Here is a 17,221-nt window from a genome sequence, read left to right as displayed (position 1 = left end):
AACAGTTTAAATCTGTGTAATTCGTGTTTTTTAATCCAAACTGAAATTATAAATAATTTTTCCAACTTGTTTTGCGGCGGCATTTGCATCGGCAGACCATTTGGTGTTTAATGCTGCGATTTTAGCTTGTTCTAGTAAACAGCTCGCTGTATTTGTTGTTCCTTTAACTCCTGGCGTTGCGCTTATCGTTTTTCCGTTTTGGTCAACTGTAACTTCTACAACTACTTTTCCTTGTTCATTGCAAGTGTATTTTGGCGCTGGTTTAGATAATGCTTTTCTTCCATTTAGATTATAACCTGTACCTCCACCAGAACCGCCGCCACTTCCGGCTCCGTAACCGCTTCCAGTTCCAATGCCATTTCCAGTTCCGTTACCGCCTCCAGTTCCTCCGCCAGAACCACCAGAACCGTAATATCCGTTAGAGTTTAAGCTTCCGTTAGATTTTCCTTTATTTCCTGCTGCTTTATCGTCTCCGTCGCCACCTTTGTTCGAACCCTTCATAATGCTGGCTAATGCATCGTTTGTCGAATTAGAAACTTTTGGTTTCTCCGGTACAGGTTTTTGTATCGGTTTTTCAACAGGAACAGGTTTTTTAGGCTTTTCTTTTGTCGGAATTACAACGTCATTATCTGCAATTGTATTTTCTTGTGTAATTATCGATTCCTCTTCTGGAGTTGCTTTTGCAGGCGCTTGTTTTACATTGTTTTTTACATCCAGAACTTCGCTTTTATAATTGGCGCCAGAACCTAAATCGCTGTCTCCAAAATTTATGGTTACGCCTCCACCGCCACCTCCGCCATCAGCAAGAGCAACATTGTTTTCTGGATTATATGGTGGCCAGAAACGTATAAATAACAGTAATAGAATTATTACTGCATAAATAGCTGTTGTGAATAGCAATGATTTCTTTTGGTCTGAAGAAATTGAGGAACTCATTTAAATTCTAAATTTTGAAATGTATTATTTTAAAAACGTTTAAAAGTAGCAAAAATTGTTTAGAATGAAAGAGAGAATTTAACCGCGCGTTATGAGTTTTTAGAATTTATTATAACGCAAATTTCACAAAGGTTTACGCAAAGAAACGCAAGTTTTATCTGTTTAATTTGAGAAATCTTTAGATTAAAGTTCACAAAGTTTAATATAGACACAGCTTTGCGAACTTAATATTTAGATATTGCTTGCGCTCTGAATTAAAATATCTTAGCGCACTTTGCGTTAAAAACTGCTAGCTATTTAACCGCAAAGTTCACAAAGGTTTACGCAGAGAACGCAAAGTTTTTATCTGTTTAATTTGAGAAATCTTTAGATTAAAGTTCACAAAGTTTATATAGACACAGCTTTGCGAACTTAATATTTAGATATTGCTTGCGCTCTGAATTAAAATGTCTTAGCGCACTTTGCGTTAAAAACTGCTAGCTATTTAACCGCAAGGCACGCAAGGGTTTACGCAAGGTTCACAAAGCGGTTTCTTTAAAATCTCGCAAAGTCGCGGAGACGCAAAGAAACTTAAAAAAGAAAAACTTTGCGACTTCGCGACTTTGCGAGAAATAACCTTGCGTTCTTTGCGTAAGTCTTCGCGTGCCTTGCGGTTAAAAAAAAACGAGCCAACAATAATGCGGCTCGTTTAGATTGAGATATAAATAAATTTATACTAACTGTTTCAATGCAATTTCAAAAGCAGTTGCACTAATATTTGTTTTTGATGCACTTAAAGCGTGTGCTTTTACGATTGCATTTTTGATTGTTTCAGATGTATCGTTAAAAATTGCCTCGTCTGTCATTTGAACTTTTTTCTCCATGAAATAAGCAAAAACTCTTGCCATTCCGCAGTTTGAAATAAAGTCAGGAATCAAACTTACTTTGCTGTCAACTTCTTCCATAATAGAACCGAAGAAAATTTCTTTGTCAGCAAAAGGAACATTCGCTCCGCAAGAAATTACTTCCAATCCGTTTGCAACTAAACTGTCAATTTGCGCTTGAGTCACCAATCTTGAAGCTGCACAAGGCGTAAAAATTTCAGCACCAATTGTCCAGATTTTAGAATTGATTTCTTCAAACGGAATCATATTATCTGCAACTAATTTGTTTCCGTCTTTATTTAAGAATAAAGTTCTGATTTCTTCAAAAGAAAAACCTTCTTCTTTTATTAATCCGCCATCACGGTCGATAATTCCGATTACTTTTGCGCCCATTTCAGCTAAATAGAAAGCTGCTGCAGAACCTACGTTTCCGAAACCTTGTACGATTGCTTTTTTACCTTTAATGTCTCCTCCGTAAGTTGCATAGAAATGACGAACTGCTTCGGCCACACCAAAACCAGTAATCATATCAGCAACTGTGTATTTTCTAGTTACGTCTGGTGAGAATTTTGGGTTTTCGATAACCTTAATTACACCTTGACGCAATTGCCCGATTCTATTAATTTTATCTGCTTCTGTTGGTTTGAAGTGTCCGTTGAAAACTCCTTCTTGCGGATGCCAAACACCACATTCTTCTGTCATTGGAATTACTTCGTGAATCTCATCAACATTCAAGTCTCCTCCAGTTCCGTAGTAGCTTTTCAATAAAGGAGAAACCGCTTTGTACCAACGTTGTAAAACACCTTTTTTGCGAGGATCGTTTGGATCAAAATTTATTCCAGATTTAGCGCCACCAATTGCAGGACCAGAAACAGAGAATTTAACTTCCATTGTTTTTGCTAAAGACAAAACTTCATTCATGTCTAAGCCTTTTCTCATTCTTGTTCCTCCACCAGCAGCTCCTCCGCGAAGTGAATTAATAACAGTCCACCCTTCGGCTTCTGTTTCTGAATCTTTCCAATTGAAAACAATTTCAGGTGCTTTGTTTTCAAATTGTTGTAATAAATCTTTCATTTTGTTGTGATATGTTTATTTTGCGTAAAAGTATAAAATAGAATAATGCGAATAATGTATTTTGCATCAAATTTATAAAACAAAAAAGAAAAGCCGAAAACTATTTGGTTTTCGGCTTTTCGAATATTTAAAAAATTAAGAATTATTGTCCTAATAAGTGTTTTTTCAAAGTTTCGTCTACTGGTTTGTCAGAAAGCCAGATTCCGAATAATGCTTTTTTGAAATCGAATCCAGGAATTTTTCCTTTTAAAACTTCATTTTTACTCACATAAACATTTTGGTCTAACGGATTGTACGCTAAAATGAAAACATCTTTTTCTGTAATGGCATCGCTTAAAAAGCTTTTTAATTGCTCAATTCTAGGACGCAATTGTTCCAAATTTGCACCAGCAGATTTTTCAAAACCTGTATTCATTGCTTTTGTTAATTTGCTAGAAGAAACCATAGAAGAAGTGATTTCGATTCTCACAGCCATTTCTGTGTCACTGTCAATAATGAATTGCGGGTCTTGAGTTAATTGAGATAAATACAATGCCTGAACATAAACTTCTAACCACATTTTTGATCTTCCGCCTGCTCCATTTAATTGTAATGACTTGCCTTGAAATTCTATTTTTCTAGGAACTGTAACACCATTAACATCGATTTGAGTTTGTGCTGAAACAGTAGAAAATTGCAAGCTTAGAAGGATTGTCAGTAAAAGTAAAATCTTTTTCATATTCATCAATTTTTTATTTTTAGGGCAAAAATAATAGTAATTTATTAATTTTTAGGTCACATTGAAAATGTTTTTTTACTAAAATTTTCATGTTTAATTTTTGTATTGCATTAGCAATCAATTTAGTAAGAGTAGGTTTACGTAGTTTTACTGATTTTAAGAATTGTTTAATTTTTGGAGTGATAAAAAATTTCATTTTTCTGATTTTAAAAACGCTTTTTAAGCTCATTTTTGAATGAGAGATTTTATAGAAATTGTTGTCAAATTAATGCTCTTTTGAAAAAAAAGATAAATAATAACGAAAACGTTATCGTAATCTTTGCTGATCTATTAATTTTATATGCATGCATTGTAATTTAAACATTAAAAAATTATCTTTGGAAGCCTTTGCACAAAAAAATAAGGCATCGAAAAAACACAAAAAACATAAAAAAATCATCAACTAAAGAAATCTGTTTGAAATCTGGTTGAGAAAAACATTTAAAATAAACTACTATGGATTTTAATCTTACCGAAGAACATTTAATGATTCAACAGGCAGCAAGAGATTTTGCTCAAAATGAATTATTGCCGGGAGTTATTGAACGTGACGAAAAACAAATTTTTCCAACTGAGCAAATCAAAAAAATGGGTGAGCTTGGATTTATGGGAATGATGGTTGATCCTAAATATGGAGGAAGCGGTCTCGACGCTGTTTCTTATGTGATTGCAATGGAAGAAATTTCTAAAGTTGATGCTTCTGCTTCGGTTGTAATGTCGGTAAATAATTCATTAGTTTGCTGGGGATTACAAGAATATGGAACTGAAGAGCAAAAACAAAAATATCTGCCAGGCCTTGCTTCGGGAGAAATTCACGGTGCTTTTTGCTTAAGCGAGCCTGAAGCTGGAAGTGATGCAACTTCGCAAAAAACGACAGCAATCGATATGGGAGATCATTATTTAGTTAATGGTACAAAAAACTGGATTACAAACGGAAATACCGCATCTGTATATTTGGTAATTGCACAGACGCATCCAGAATTAAAGCACAAAGGAATCAATGCTTTGATTATGACGAAAGATATGCCAGGTTTCTCAATTGGTCCAAAGGAACAAAAAATGGGAATTCGTGGTTCTGATACGCATTCTTTAATGTTTTCTGATGTGAAAGTTCCAAAAGAAAACAGAATCGGTGAGGATGGTTTCGGATTTAAATTTGCGATGAAAACTCTTGCTGGAGGTAGAATTGGTATTGCATCTCAAGCTTTAGGAATTGCTTCTGGAGCTTATGAATTGGCTCTGAAATATTCTAAAGAGCGTAAAGCTTTTGGAACTGAAATCTGCAACCACCAAGCAATTGCTTTTAAATTGGCAGATATGGCAGTTAATATTGAAGCTGCGCGTCATTTATGTATGAAAGCAGCTTGGGATAAAGATCAGCATAAGAGTTATGACGTAAGCGGTGCAATGGCTAAGCTTTTTGCTTCGCAAGTTGCAATGGATACAACAGTTGAGGCTGTTCAGATTCACGGAGGTAACGGATATGTAAAAGAATATCATGTAGAGCGTTTAATGCGCGATGCAAAAATTACTCAGATTTATGAAGGAACTTCTGAAATTCAGAAAATTGTAATTTCCAGAGCGGTTATTGCTGGATAAATAATCTTTAGAATATATTTTTAAACCCTTTCAGCTTTTAGTTGAAAGGGTTTTTTTATGAATATTGTATTACTTTTCATAAGTTTATAGTCTAAAATTTTATTATCAATCATCAATAAAACAGAAAACTATGAGAAAGCTATACCTTTTGCTTCCATTTATTTTTTTAGCCTGTAAATCGGGAACTTCAACGACAAAGGAAAATGAAGTAAAAACAGATTCAAAGCCAATAGAAATCAGTTATAAAGTAAAAGAAAATGAAATCTCAGATTTCCTGAAATATCTTTCTTCTGACGAATTGGAAGGGCGTGAAACCGGAACGAAAGGAATAGAGAAAGCAGCTGTTTTCTTAGAAGACTTTTTAAAGAAAAATAAAATCAAGCCTTATTTTAAAACGTACAGAGATACCTTGACCAATTTTAATTCGCCAGCTTTTAATATTGTTGGAGTTATTGAAGGAACAGATCCTCAATTAAAAAAAGAATTTGTGGTGCTGAGTGCGCATTATGATCATATTGGTTTAGAGAAAAAAGAGCAAGCCGATAAAATAAATAATGGCGCAAACGACGATGCTTCGGGTGTAACTTCTGTAGCGGCAATGGCAAAATATTTTAGCGAAACTAAATCGAATAAGCGTAGTATTTTAGTTGTATTCTTTGCTGGAGAAGAAAAAGGATTATTAGGATCTAAAAGTTTAGTTGAGAAATTGAAAAAACAAAACTTCAATCTTTATACGCAATTGAATATTGAAATGATCGGTGTGCCAATGAAACGAGATTACCTAGCTTATATTACTGGTTTTGATAAATCGAATATGGCGCAAAAAATAAACGAGTACACTGGTAAAAATACTATCGGCTTTTTGCCAAAAGAAGCAGAATATCAGCTGTTTTATCGTTCTGATAATTATTCGTTCTTTCAAGCTTTTGGCAAACCATGTCAATCTTTAAGTACTTTTGATTTTGAAAATTTTGATTTTTATCATCATGTTTCGGATGAATTTAAAGTAATGGACATTCCTCATATAACTAGATTCACACAAGAGTTATTGCCAGCCGTTACCAAAATTGCGGTTTCGCCTACGCAAGAAATAACCATGAATAAATAAGAGGCTGTTTTACAGCATTTGATTATTTTTGCTCCATGAAAAATATTATCGTTACAGGAACAAGCAGAGGAATTGGTTATGAATTAGCCTTGAAATTTGCTGAAGCCGGCCATCAAGTTTTGGCCATTTCCAGAAAAATACCGCAAGCACTTTTAGAAAATAAAAACATAACTTGTCTGTCTGTTGATTTGGCAGATGAAACTGCTTTGGATCAGGTGGAAAGTTTTCTTTCTTCAACATGGAAAAGAGTAGATGCAGTGGTTCATAATGCCGGTGCTCTAATTTGGAAACCTTTTGCAGAAACAACCCAAGCAGATTTTGAAAACATTTATAAAGTGAATGTTTTTGCGGTGGCGAATTTAACCCGTATCTGTATTCCGTATTTAGAAAAAGGAAGTCATGTCGTTACGATTAGTTCTATTGGCGGAGTTCGTGGAAGTTTGAAATTTGCTGGATTAGCGGCTTATAGTTCGAGTAAAGGAGCTGTAATTACTTTGACTGAATTATTAGCAGAAGAATATAAAGAAAAAGGAATTTCATTTAATGTTTTGGCTTTGGGTTCTGTTCAAACCGAAATGCTAAACGAAGCTTTCCCTGGTTATCAAGCGCCAATTTCGGCAGAGGGAATGGCAACGTACATTTATGATTTTACGCTTAACGGAAATAAATATTATAACGGAAAGGTTCTTGAAGTTTCATCAACAAACCCTTAGTAAATTATAAATTATGAGTTATGAATTATGAGTGAGAGTATTGTGAAAACTAAAAGTTTTGAATTAGCTGTAAGAGGAGTTAATTTTTACAAATGGTTAGTTATGGAAAGAAAGGAATTTGTAATGAGTAAACAATTTTTGCGTTCTATTACTTCTGTTGGGGCGAACGTTCGTGAAGCTGTTAACGCACAAAGCAAACCCGATTTTGTTTATAAATTATCAATTTCTCAAAAGGAATGTGATGAATCAATGTATTGGTTGGAAATATTGATTGCTACGAATTATATTTCCAAAGCTGAATTTGAATCAATGCATAAGCAATGTGAGGAAGTGCTAAAGATCATAAAAAGTATAATCATAACGTCAAAGAAAAAACTAATAACTCAAAACTCATAATTCATAATTAAATTGAGCGAAACTTTAGCTAAATATATTCCAGAACATGCGGTAAAACCCGTTTTCGATTTGATAGTGGCCAATCAGGTGCATTTGAAAATTGTAAACGAACGCCAGACGCGTCATGGTGACTATAGACGTGGTCCGAGTGGAAAGCATGAAATTACGGTTAATGCTAGTTTGAATAAATACAGGTTTTTAATCACTTTAATTCATGAAATTGCGCATTTGGTTGCTTTTGAAAGGTTTGGAAGAAATATAAAACCGCATGGTAATGAATGGAAATTTACTTTTCAAAGATTGATGGTTCCATTTATTCGGCCAGAAATATTTCCAGGACATATTTTACCTTTGTTGGCGAGGCATTTCAAAAATCCTTCAGCAAGTAGTGATACAGATACAACTCTTTCTTTGGCTTTAAAGCAATATGACAAAGAGAACGACAAGAACTATGTTTTTGAAATTCCCTATGGAAGTATTTTTAGAATCAAAAATGGTAAAGTTTTTAAGAAAATAGCCGTTCGTACAAAACGTTTTGAGTGTTTAGAAATCAGCTCTGGAAAAACGTATCTTTTTAATCCAAATGCGGAAGTTGAATTGATAACGTTGAAAAATTCCAATATTTAAAATCCAATTTCCAATTACTGGAAAAGTCAATAAAAAAATCCCAAATTCCAATTGTAGTAGACTTGGAATTAGGGATTTGTATTTTGAGTATTCTTATTTTTGGAATTTGGATTTTAAATATTGGAATTTAAAAGATTATAATCCTTTCAAATACGCTTCACGTACTTTCTTAAATAAGTTTGAAGAATAAACGAATTTGACGATTGCTTCATTGTCGGTTCTAAAGATTTCTTCTTTAGTTCCTTGCCAAGCTTTTAATCCTTTCTTTAAGAAAACAATATTTTCGCCAATCTCCATTACAGAGTTCATATCGTGCGTGTTGATTACGGTAGTGATATTGTATTCTTTTGTAATTTCCTGAATCAAGTTATCAATCAAAATCGAAGTATTTGGATCTAAACCTGAGTTTGGCTCATCGCAAAATAAATATTTCGGATTGTTTACAATAGCACGTGCAATCGCCACACGTTTCTGCATACCTCCAGAAATTTCAGAAGGTAATTTTTTATGTGCGTCAACTAGATTTACTCTTTCTAAAACAAAATCAACACGTTCCTTGATTTGTGCTTTGCTATTGTTAGTAAACATTTTTAATGGAAAAGCTACATTTTCTTCAACAGTCATGGAGTCAAATAAAGCACTTCCTTGAAATACCATTCCGATTTCAGTTCTCAAGTCACGTTTTTCGTCTTTGTCTAGATCAGAATACACTCTTCCGTCAAATTCAATTGTTCCTGAGTCTGGCGTGTGAATTCCTAACAACGTTTTTAATAAAACCGTTTTTCCAGATCCACTCTGTCCGATAATCAAGTTGGTTTTTCCAGTTTCAAATACCGTCGAAACGCCTTTTAAAACTTTGCTGTCGCCAAATGATTTTTCTATATTTTTTACTTCTATCATTATCCTAATAATAATTGAGTTAATATATAATTTAGAAGGATAATAGTAACAGATGTCCATACAAATGATGTTGTACTTGCTTTACCAACTTCTAATGCACCGCCTTTCATATAATAACCATGAAAAGATGGTATTGTTGCCAATAACATAGCAAAGATTAAAGTCTTGATAAAGGCATATGTAATATGAAACGGTATGAAATCTTTCTGAGCTCCCATAATAAAATCTGCTCCCGTTGAAAATCCTCCGTAAGCGCAAGCAAGCCATCCTCCAAAAATTCCTAAAAACATACTAATCCCAATTACAAAAGGGTACATCAATAAAGCTATAATTTTTGGGAAAACAAGATAGTTTACTGAGTTAACTCCCATAACTTCTAAAGCGTCAATTTGTTCTGTAACACGCATTGTTCCGATACTCGAAGTGATGTAAGATCCCATTTTTCCAGCCATAATTACCGAAATAAAAGTAGGTGCGAACTCCAAAACTACAGACTGACGTGTCGCGAAACCAATTAAATATTTTGGGATTAATGGATTGGTTAAGTTTAAGGCTGTCTGAATGGCAACAACTCCTCCAATGAAGAAAGAAATAAAGCAGACAATTCCAAGTGAATCAATAATCAAATCGTCTATTTCTTTGAAAATTAAATTTTTCATAACAGGCCATTTGGTCTGTTTATTGAAAATTTCTTTCAGCATTAAAAAATATTTTCCTATTTGGGATAAATAACGAATTAGCATCATAAGTTTTAAATATTGGCTAAGGTAAAAAGAAGTTATGAGTTTTGAGTTATGAGTTAAGAGTTTTCGGCACGTTTCCGAATCAAATTAACTTTTTTTTCATTTTTTGCAAACGATAATTTCTGATAAACTTAGCTTGTTCAGGAGTTACAAGTAAAGGTGTTTTGGCGTTTTTAGCTTTCATAAATCCTTTAATGTAATCTAAAAATAGAAATGGTTTTTTCTTCATCATCGCCAATTTTGCAGAAGCAATTGCCGTGATCCAGAAACCATAACCCAAAGTATAAAAAGCTTCGCCTTGTTTATAGCGAGCTGTTTTGTTGTAATTTGCACCAGTCGGTTTTAGATGTTTTACATGTAAAGATTGGTCGGTAACTATTTTCCAATCGTAATATTTGCATAGTAATTCATCTACAGTATCCCAGCCCATTGCTGGTTTTAAACCGCCAATTTGCAGAAAGGTTTCTTTGCGATACGCTTTTAAAGCTCCTCGAATATGATCTTTATCGGTTAGGTTTTCTAAAACCCATTCGCCATTTTTATCAATATAGCAGAATCCGCCGACCATTCCGATTTTTGGATCAGATTCGAAATGTTTGATTATGGTTTCAAAGTAGTTTGGAGGAAAAATTAAATCGCCATCTATTTTTACAATAATATCATAATCAGAATCCAGAGTTTCAAAACCTTTCTGAAAAGCCTGAATTACTTTGCTTCCCGGCAAATGAATCGCATCTGAAGTTTTGTTTACAACAGAAATGTATGGATTTTCTTTTGCAAAACTTAAAACAACTTCTTCTGTTTTATCGGTTGAATTATCATTTACGACTACAACTTTAGAAGGCAAAACGGTTTGGGAAACCAAAGATTGTAAGGTCAGGCCAATTAAATCTTGCTCGTTGTGTGCGGGTATAACAATGTAATACTTCATAAATTTTCAATTTAAATCCCAATTTTTAAATTCCAAATTCCAATCAAACCGGGTTCAATTGGAATTTGGGATTTGTTTTATAAGCTTTCCAAATTTGGGATTTGGAATTTTTTTATTGGAATTTGCCGTTAGGCTCTTTCAGCAACAACAATATAATATCTCGGAGTGAAATATCGTAACAAAGGTCTTAATCCAAGTTTTTTAACTGGATGTGTAAACTGCAGACGGTCTGTTATTTTCCATCCCGTTTTTTCTAAAAGCCAGTCCAATTGCCAATCTTCAAATTCATGGTAATGTCTGTCCCACATATCGGTTTTAGAACGATATGCTGGCGAAAACCATAAGCGTAACGGAATTGAAATTAATAATTTATCACATTTTACGTTTTGCAAAATAGTGTATGGATTTAGTAAATGTTCGAAAATTTCAAAAGCTGTAAAAACAGTATATTCTTCTGTTTGTAAAGCAGTATGATCGTTGTCTAAATCTTCTCCTTTAGTGTTTTTTACCTTGTATCCGTTTTCTTCCATTATTTTAGAAAATGGATTTGGAACTCCAAAATCAAAAATGGTCTCTGATGTGCTAACGTGTTTTTGTAAAAACTCTAAAGTAAGTTTGAATCTTTTATTCGGAAACGTTTTTTCGTACATAGTCATTGCGAACGAATCTCTCGTTCATGAATTGTTAATTAGGTCGCAAATATACTAAAAAAGTATTCAGTGTTCAGTTTTTAGTATTCAGTTGAGGTGCTAAGTTTTAAAATGAATTTCTCGCAAAGACGCGAAGTCGCAAAGTTTTGATAAAAAAATAAACCATATAAGTAATCTAAGTTCAATTAAGAGAAAACTTAATATGTCTTATATTACTTATATGGTTAAAAAAAACTTCGCGACTTCGCGTCTTTGCGAGATTATTTCACTCGAGTTTAAATTTTAATATCGATAAACAAAAGCATTAATGTTCATTCCTGCTCCAACCGAAGCAAAAATAAGAACGTCACCTTTGTTGATTTCGTGGCCTTCAACTTTTCCTTGAAGAATTAAATCGTATAAAGTTGGTACAGTGGCTACACTGCTGTTTCCTAAATCGTGAATGCTCATTGGCATGATATCTTTAGGAGCTGTTTTGTCGTATAATTTGTAGAAACGTTCGATGATCGCTTCATCCATTTTTTCGTTTGCTTGGTGAATCAGGATTTTTTTAACTTCATCTATTGCAATTCCGCTTTTATCTAAACAGCTTTTCATTGCGCACGGAACATTGCTTAAAGCAAATTCGTAGATTTTACGTCCATACATTTTAATGTATTTCGTATCTGGATCTAAATCTTTATTGTATGATTTCCCAAAGAAAAGATAATTAGCTTCGTCAGTTGCGTAAGTGGCACTTTCGTAAGCCAATAATCCTGTTTCATCTGTTGAAGCTTCTAAGATTGAAGCACCGGCACCATCAGAATAAATCATCGAATCGCGATCATGATCGTCAACCACTCTTGATAGCGTTTCGGCTCCAATAACCATTACTCTTTTTGCCATTCCAGATTTAATGAAAGCATTGGCTTGCAAAACGCCTTCGATCCATCCTGGACATCCAAAAATAATATCATAAGCCACACACTTAGGATTTTTAATTCCTAGTTTGTTTTTAACACGTGTTGCTAAACTCGGTAAAATATCAGATTGCGTAGTTCCAGGTTTTACATCTCCAAAATTATGAGCGATGATGATATAGTCTAACGTTTCAGCATCAATTGCAGCATTTGCAATCGCTTTTTCAGCAGCAAAGAAAGCTAGATCAGAAGCATTGTATTGCGGTTCTGCATAACGGCGATTTTCAATTCCTGTAATGCCCTTAAATTTCTTAATAACAACTTCGTTCGGGTAACCAAATGGAGTTCCATCTTCATTTAAAAAAATATGTTTGTCAAAGTCTGTGTTTTTTACTTCTAAATTAGGAATATAGCTCCCAATACCAATTATTTTTATTTTCATTTTTCCCTTTATTATCCGATAAATTTATTGCTAATGTATAAATAATATTATGATAACTATCATAAAAAATAGTATGCATGCATATAATTATGAAATAACTATTTTTAGATTGATATATTGTTTTTTTTCTAATGATTTTTTAATATTTCCTAGATTTCAAACGATTGAAGAGGATTTTGAAGTTAAAGTTTTTTTGCTGTAATTTCAATTTCTCGATAATAATTTCACAAAAGATTAGCAGAAAGTTATGTTTCTTTAAATCAGATTTCTTCTGTCTAAAAAAGTTTCAAGTTGACATAACTTGAAACCTGAGACCAAAAATAAACCCGACAAGTTTTTAAAAAACCTGTCGGGTTTGTAAATATTTATAAGAAAACTAAATTTTAGCTTTCCATGTAAGCTTCAATAGGAGCACAGCTGCAAACTAAATTTCTGTCACCATAAGCATCATCTACGCGACGAACAGATGGCCAGAATTTATTATCAGCGATGTAATCTAATGGATAAGCTGCTTTTTCTCTTGAGTAAGGGAAATCCCAAGCATCATTAGTTAACATGGCTAAAGTGTGAGGTGCATTTTTTAATACGTTGTTTGTGTCCTCAGCTGTTGCTGCTTCAATCTCTTTTCTGATTGAAATAAGTGCATCACAGAAACGATCTAACTCAGCTAAATCTTCAGATTCAGTTGGCTCAATCATTAAAGTTCCTGCCACAGGGAAAGAAACTGTAGGAGCGTGGAAACCGTAATCCATTAAACGTTTTGCGATATCACCCACTTCAATTCCGTTTTCTTTAAATGCACGGCAATCTAAAATCATTTCGTGAGCTGCTCTTCCACATTCTCCTGTATAAAGAATCGGGTAGTGTCCTTCGAAACGCGCTTTCATATAGTTAGCATTCAAGATTGCATGCTCTGTAGCGCTTTTTAATCCTTCAGCACCCATCATAGTGATGTAGCCGTAAGAAATTAAACAAACTAAAGCAGATCCGTAAGGTGCAGATGAAATAGCAGTAATTGCGTGCTCGCCACCAACTTTTAAGATTGGGTTTGTTGGCAAGAACGGAACTAATTTTTCATTCACACAAATTGGTCCAACACCAGGTCCACCACCACCGTGAGGAATAGCAAATGTTTTGTGTAAGTTTAAGTGACAAACGTCAGCACCAATAGTAGCAGGATTTGTTAATCCAACTTGCGCGTTCATGTTTGCACCATCCATATATACTAATCCGCCGTTTTCGTGGATTAATTTAGTGATTTCAATAATTGAAGATTCGTAAACTCCGTGAGTAGAAGGATAAGTTACCATTAAGCAAGACAAGTCATCTTTGTGTTCAATAGCTTTTGCTCTTAAATCTTCTACATCAATATTTCCTTCTGGAGTTGTTTTCGTAACAATGATTTTCATTCCAGCCATCGCTGCAGAAGCAGGATTTGTTCCGTGAGCTGAAGAAGGAATCAAACAAACATTACGGTGACCTTCGTTTCTTGACATGTGGTAAGCACGAATCGCCATTAAACCTGCATATTCTCCTTGAGCTCCAGAGTTTGGCTGTAAAGTTGTTCCAGCAAATCCAGTAATTACATTTAATTGCTGCTCTAATTTTTTAAGCATTGTAATGTAACCTTCAGCTTGCTCAACTGGTGCAAATGGGTGAATGCTGTTCCAGTTTGGCATTGAAAGAGGCAACATTTCAGAAGCTGCGTTTAATTTCATCGTGCAAGAACCTAGTGAAATCATTGAGTGATTCAATGATAAATCTTTACGCTCTAATTTTTTGATGTAACGCATCAATTGGCTTTCTGAATGATGATTGTTGAAAACATCATGTGTCAAGAAAGAAGATGTTCTTTCTAATGAAGCCGGTAATTGACTTGCAGTAGATAATTCTGAAACTGTAAAAGTTTCTTTTCCTAAAGCTTCAGCAAAAATCGCAATAATTTGGTTGATGTCAGAAATCGAAGTTGTTTCGTTAAATGAAATCGAAACTGATTCAGCATCAGGATAGAAGAAGTTTACTTCGTTTTTCTCAGCAACAGCTTTTACTTTTTGAGCATCAGCTTTTACTAAGATTGTATCAAAGTAAGCTGAGTTAGTTTGGTAAACTCCTAATTTATTTAAAGCTTCAGCAGCAGTAACTGCAGATGCGTGAACTTTGTTTGCAATGTATTTTAATCCTTCTGGTCCATGGTAAACTGCATACATTCCAGCCATAACTGCCAATAAAACCTGAGCAGTACAAATGTTAGAAGTTGCTTTTTCACGTTTAATGTGTTGTTCACGAGTTCCTAACGCCATACGTAAAGCGCGGTTTCCGTTTGTATCAACAGAAACTCCAATGATACGACCTGGCATAGAACGTTTGTACTCATCTTTAGTTGCAAAATATGCAGCGTGAGGACCACCGTAACCCATTGGTACACCAAAACGCTGCGTTGTTCCAACTACAACAGCAGCTCCCATTTCTCCTGGAGAAGTTAAGGTTGCTAATGATAAGATATCCGCAGCAAAAGCTACTTTAATTTCATTTTCTTTTGCTTTGGCAACAAAAGCGCTGTAATCGTTTACTTGACCATATTTTCCTGGGTATTGTAAAATAGCTCCGAAGAATTCATTTGAAAAATCAAATGTTTCGTGGTTTCCAATAACCAATTCAATTCCGATTGGAGTTGAACGTGTTTGAAGTACAGATAAAGTCTGAGGTAAAATTTCTTCAGAAACGAAGAATTTATGTGTATTGTTTTTCTTTTGATCTCTTGTACGAACGTCAAATAATAAAGCCATAGCTTCTGCAGCAGCAGTCCCTTCATCAAGTAGAGAAGCATTGGCAATCTCCATTCCAGTTAATTCAATAACCATAGTTTGGAAATTCAAAATAGCTTCTAAACGACCTTGAGCAATTTCTGCCTGATAAGGCGTGTAAGCTGTGTACCATCCTGGATTTTCAAAAATATTTCTTTGAATTGGAGCAGGAACAATTGTTGGATGATAACCCAAACCAATATATGATTTGAATACTTTATTTTTCTTTCCTAATTCCTGAATATGATTTGCAAATTCATACTCTGTCATTGCAGGATCTAAATTCAAAGGTGCTTTTAAACGAATGTCGTCCGGAAGGGTTTCGTAAACAAGTTGCTCGATTGAGTCAACTCCAATAGTTTTCAGCATATGCTGAAGATCGGTTTCTCTTGGACCAATGTGTCTTAAAGCAAAAGCATCTGTTTTCATGTAGCTATCTAAGTTTTTTAAATTAATGTGTTCGAACACCATTTTGCTGTACGAATCACATTTAAAAGTAAATGTGTTGTTTTTTGTGGCGCAAAATTAAGTATTATTAATAATTTAATAGGTATTTTTAACTTCATTTTTTATCAAATTTCTAACTAATGATATGATTTGTTAATAAAAGATTAGATTTGAGGTATGATAGTATCAAAACGCTTCTTAGATTTTTACCTGAATAGCAGTATTCATGTAGCTTTGTCGTGTTATGCACTTGTGCGAATAACGTTTCATGTATTTCATATTCAGTATGATGAACCCATGGCACTTTTTGTTTTTTTTGGAACAATTGTAGGATATAATTTCGTAAAATATGACGCACTGGTTCGCGTAAAAAAAAATCCGATTGGAACTCAGCTAAAAATTATTGCTGTTTTGAGTTTTGTTTCCCTTATTTTGGTTGGGTATTATTTTTTTCATTTAAAGAGAATTACGCAAATAGTCTCGGTCGGAATTTTTGCCATAACGGCGCTTTATACTTTACCTTTTTTTCCAAATAGAAAAAATGCTAGAAACTGGGCTGGCGTAAAAATCTATATTGTGGCAATTTGCTGGGTTGGAGCAACTTTAGTTTTACCATTAATAAATGCTGAAATACCGTTTACGACAGATTTCTTTATCAAATGCATTCAGCGTTTTATATTGGTTTTTGTACTGATTTTGGTTTTTGAAATTTTAGATCTAGCCAATGACGATCCGCATTTGCAAACCGTTCCGCAGACAATCGGAGTAAAAAGAACCAAGATTTTAGGACTTTCACTTTTAGTTCCGTTTTGGTTTTTAGAGATTTTCGTATCAACTTTTAATTATCATGATGCATTTATCAATTTGATAATGGTTATTATGCTCATGCTTTTTATCATTTTCGCCAATCCAAACCGATCTAAATATTATACTTCTTTTTGGGTTGAAGCTGTTCCAATTTTTTGGTGGCTGATGGTGGTTTTTTTATAAAGATATTTTGGGCGTGCCCCCGATAATACAAGCGGGCAAAATTACTTTGAGCATATTCGCCCGCTCGTATTATCGGGGTCGGGCTATCCGCGCTACTTCGGTAGCTTGCTTCTATCCCTCACGCAAAACGTAAAATGAGAAGATTCATTTTTAAGAAATAATTTGATCGTCTATTTTTTGACTGTTTATAGTTTTAAGTGAAAGCCTTCTTATAAATTATGTTACTAGATATTTTGCACAATCTTGTCATTTCGACGGAGGAGAAATCTCCACAAGTAGCTCCGTACAGAATGTCGCAAATCTTTGTAGAGTTACTCGTGAAGATTTCTCCTCCGTCGAAAT

General features: G+C 34.2%; 15 protein-coding genes. 6 read left to right on the top strand and 9 right to left on the bottom strand.

The window, feature by feature from the left end; all coding sequences use genetic code 11:
• Positions 1 to 30: 30 nt before the first annotated feature.
• The 3 genes from GR162_RS21935 to GR162_RS21925 all read right to left on the bottom strand — a co-directional run bounded on the left by GR162_RS21935 (position 31) and on the right by GR162_RS21925 (position 3,591).
• Positions 31 to 936: an energy transducer TonB gene (locus GR162_RS21935; protein ID WP_160783876.1), complete on the bottom strand. Its 906-nt coding sequence runs from the start codon at positions 934 to 936 to the stop codon at positions 31 to 33.
• A 710-nt stretch (positions 937 to 1,646) separates the two neighbouring features.
• On the bottom strand, positions 1,647 to 2,873 hold the full coding sequence (locus GR162_RS21930) for a Glu/Leu/Phe/Val dehydrogenase dimerization domain-containing protein (RefSeq protein WP_160783875.1): 1,227 nt from the start codon (positions 2,871 to 2,873) through the stop codon (positions 1,647 to 1,649).
• A gap of 142 nt (positions 2,874 to 3,015) precedes the next feature.
• Positions 3,016 to 3,591, bottom strand: coding sequence for a chalcone isomerase family protein (locus GR162_RS21925; protein WP_066033497.1), 576 nt, complete (start codon positions 3,589 to 3,591; stop codon positions 3,016 to 3,018).
• A 495-nt stretch (positions 3,592 to 4,086) separates the two neighbouring features.
• On the opposite strand from GR162_RS21925, the gene GR162_RS21920 reads away from it, so the two are divergent.
• The 5 genes from GR162_RS21920 to GR162_RS21900 all read left to right on the top strand — a co-directional run bounded on the left by GR162_RS21920 (position 4,087) and on the right by GR162_RS21900 (position 8,073).
• A complete protein-coding gene (locus tag GR162_RS21920) occupies positions 4,087 to 5,229 on the top strand; it encodes an acyl-CoA dehydrogenase (protein WP_160783874.1) in 1,143 nt (380 codons plus the stop codon).
• 130 nt (positions 5,230 to 5,359) lie between these two features.
• Entirely contained in the window at positions 5,360 to 6,337 is a 978-nt protein-coding gene (locus GR162_RS21915; RefSeq protein ID WP_160783873.1) for a M20/M25/M40 family metallo-hydrolase, read from the top strand.
• Positions 6,338 to 6,372: 35 nt separating this feature from the next.
• Positions 6,373 to 7,050, top strand: coding sequence for an SDR family oxidoreductase (locus GR162_RS21910; protein ID WP_160783872.1), 678 nt, complete (start codon positions 6,373 to 6,375; stop codon positions 7,048 to 7,050).
• 27 nt (positions 7,051 to 7,077) lie between these two features.
• Positions 7,078 to 7,446 (top strand): four helix bundle protein, encoded by a 369-nt coding sequence (locus GR162_RS21905; RefSeq protein WP_160783871.1) that lies wholly within the window; start codon positions 7,078 to 7,080, stop codon positions 7,444 to 7,446.
• A 12-nt stretch (positions 7,447 to 7,458) separates the two neighbouring features.
• Complete coding sequence (locus GR162_RS21900; RefSeq protein WP_160783870.1) at positions 7,459 to 8,073, top strand: SprT-like domain-containing protein; 615 nt, start codon at positions 7,459 to 7,461, stop codon at positions 8,071 to 8,073.
• Positions 8,074 to 8,208: 135 nt separating this feature from the next.
• Here the strand turns inward: GR162_RS21900 and GR162_RS21895 are convergent, their stop codons facing one another.
• From GR162_RS21895 to gcvP, 6 genes are all read right to left on the bottom strand, one after another.
• Positions 8,209 to 8,973 carry an ABC transporter ATP-binding protein gene (locus tag GR162_RS21895; protein WP_111364526.1) on the bottom strand — a complete coding sequence of 255 codons (765 nt, stop codon included), beginning with the start codon at positions 8,971 to 8,973 and terminating at the stop codon, positions 8,209 to 8,211.
• Positions 8,973 to 9,719, bottom strand: a complete 747-nt coding sequence (locus tag GR162_RS21890) for an ABC transporter permease (RefSeq protein WP_012022541.1) — start codon at positions 9,717 to 9,719, stop codon at positions 8,973 to 8,975. The genes GR162_RS21895 and GR162_RS21890 overlap by 1 nt, the downstream gene beginning before the upstream one ends.
• Positions 9,720 to 9,798: 79 nt before the next feature.
• Positions 9,799 to 10,647, bottom strand: coding sequence for a glycosyltransferase family 2 protein (locus GR162_RS21885; protein ID WP_160783869.1), 849 nt, complete (start codon positions 10,645 to 10,647; stop codon positions 9,799 to 9,801).
• 128 nt (positions 10,648 to 10,775) lie between these two features.
• Positions 10,776 to 11,297, bottom strand: coding sequence for a methyltransferase (locus tag GR162_RS21880; RefSeq protein ID WP_160783885.1), 522 nt, complete (start codon positions 11,295 to 11,297; stop codon positions 10,776 to 10,778).
• 282 nt (positions 11,298 to 11,579) lie between these two features.
• Positions 11,580 to 12,638, bottom strand: coding sequence for a 3-oxoacyl-ACP synthase III family protein (locus GR162_RS21875; RefSeq protein WP_160783868.1), 1,059 nt, complete (start codon positions 12,636 to 12,638; stop codon positions 11,580 to 11,582).
• 383 nt (positions 12,639 to 13,021) lie between these two features.
• Positions 13,022 to 15,871, bottom strand: a complete 2,850-nt coding sequence (gene gcvP / locus GR162_RS21870; protein WP_160783867.1) for an aminomethyl-transferring glycine dehydrogenase — start codon at positions 15,869 to 15,871, stop codon at positions 13,022 to 13,024.
• 195 nt (positions 15,872 to 16,066) lie between these two features.
• Here gcvP and GR162_RS21865 point away from each other — a divergent pair, with 195 nt between their 5' ends.
• Positions 16,067 to 16,879, top strand: a complete 813-nt coding sequence (locus GR162_RS21865; protein WP_160783866.1) for a hypothetical protein — start codon at positions 16,067 to 16,069, stop codon at positions 16,877 to 16,879.
• Positions 16,880 to 17,221: the final 342 nt, after the last annotated feature.

Origin of the sequence: Flavobacterium sp. HBTb2-11-1, assembly GCF_009826975.1 — a bacterium.
In the GTDB taxonomy this organism is placed as follows: Bacteria; Bacteroidota; Bacteroidia; order Flavobacteriales; family Flavobacteriaceae; genus Flavobacterium.
The sequence above is the reverse complement of the archived record's forward strand: the minus strand, read 5'-3'. Positions and strand labels throughout refer to the sequence as shown.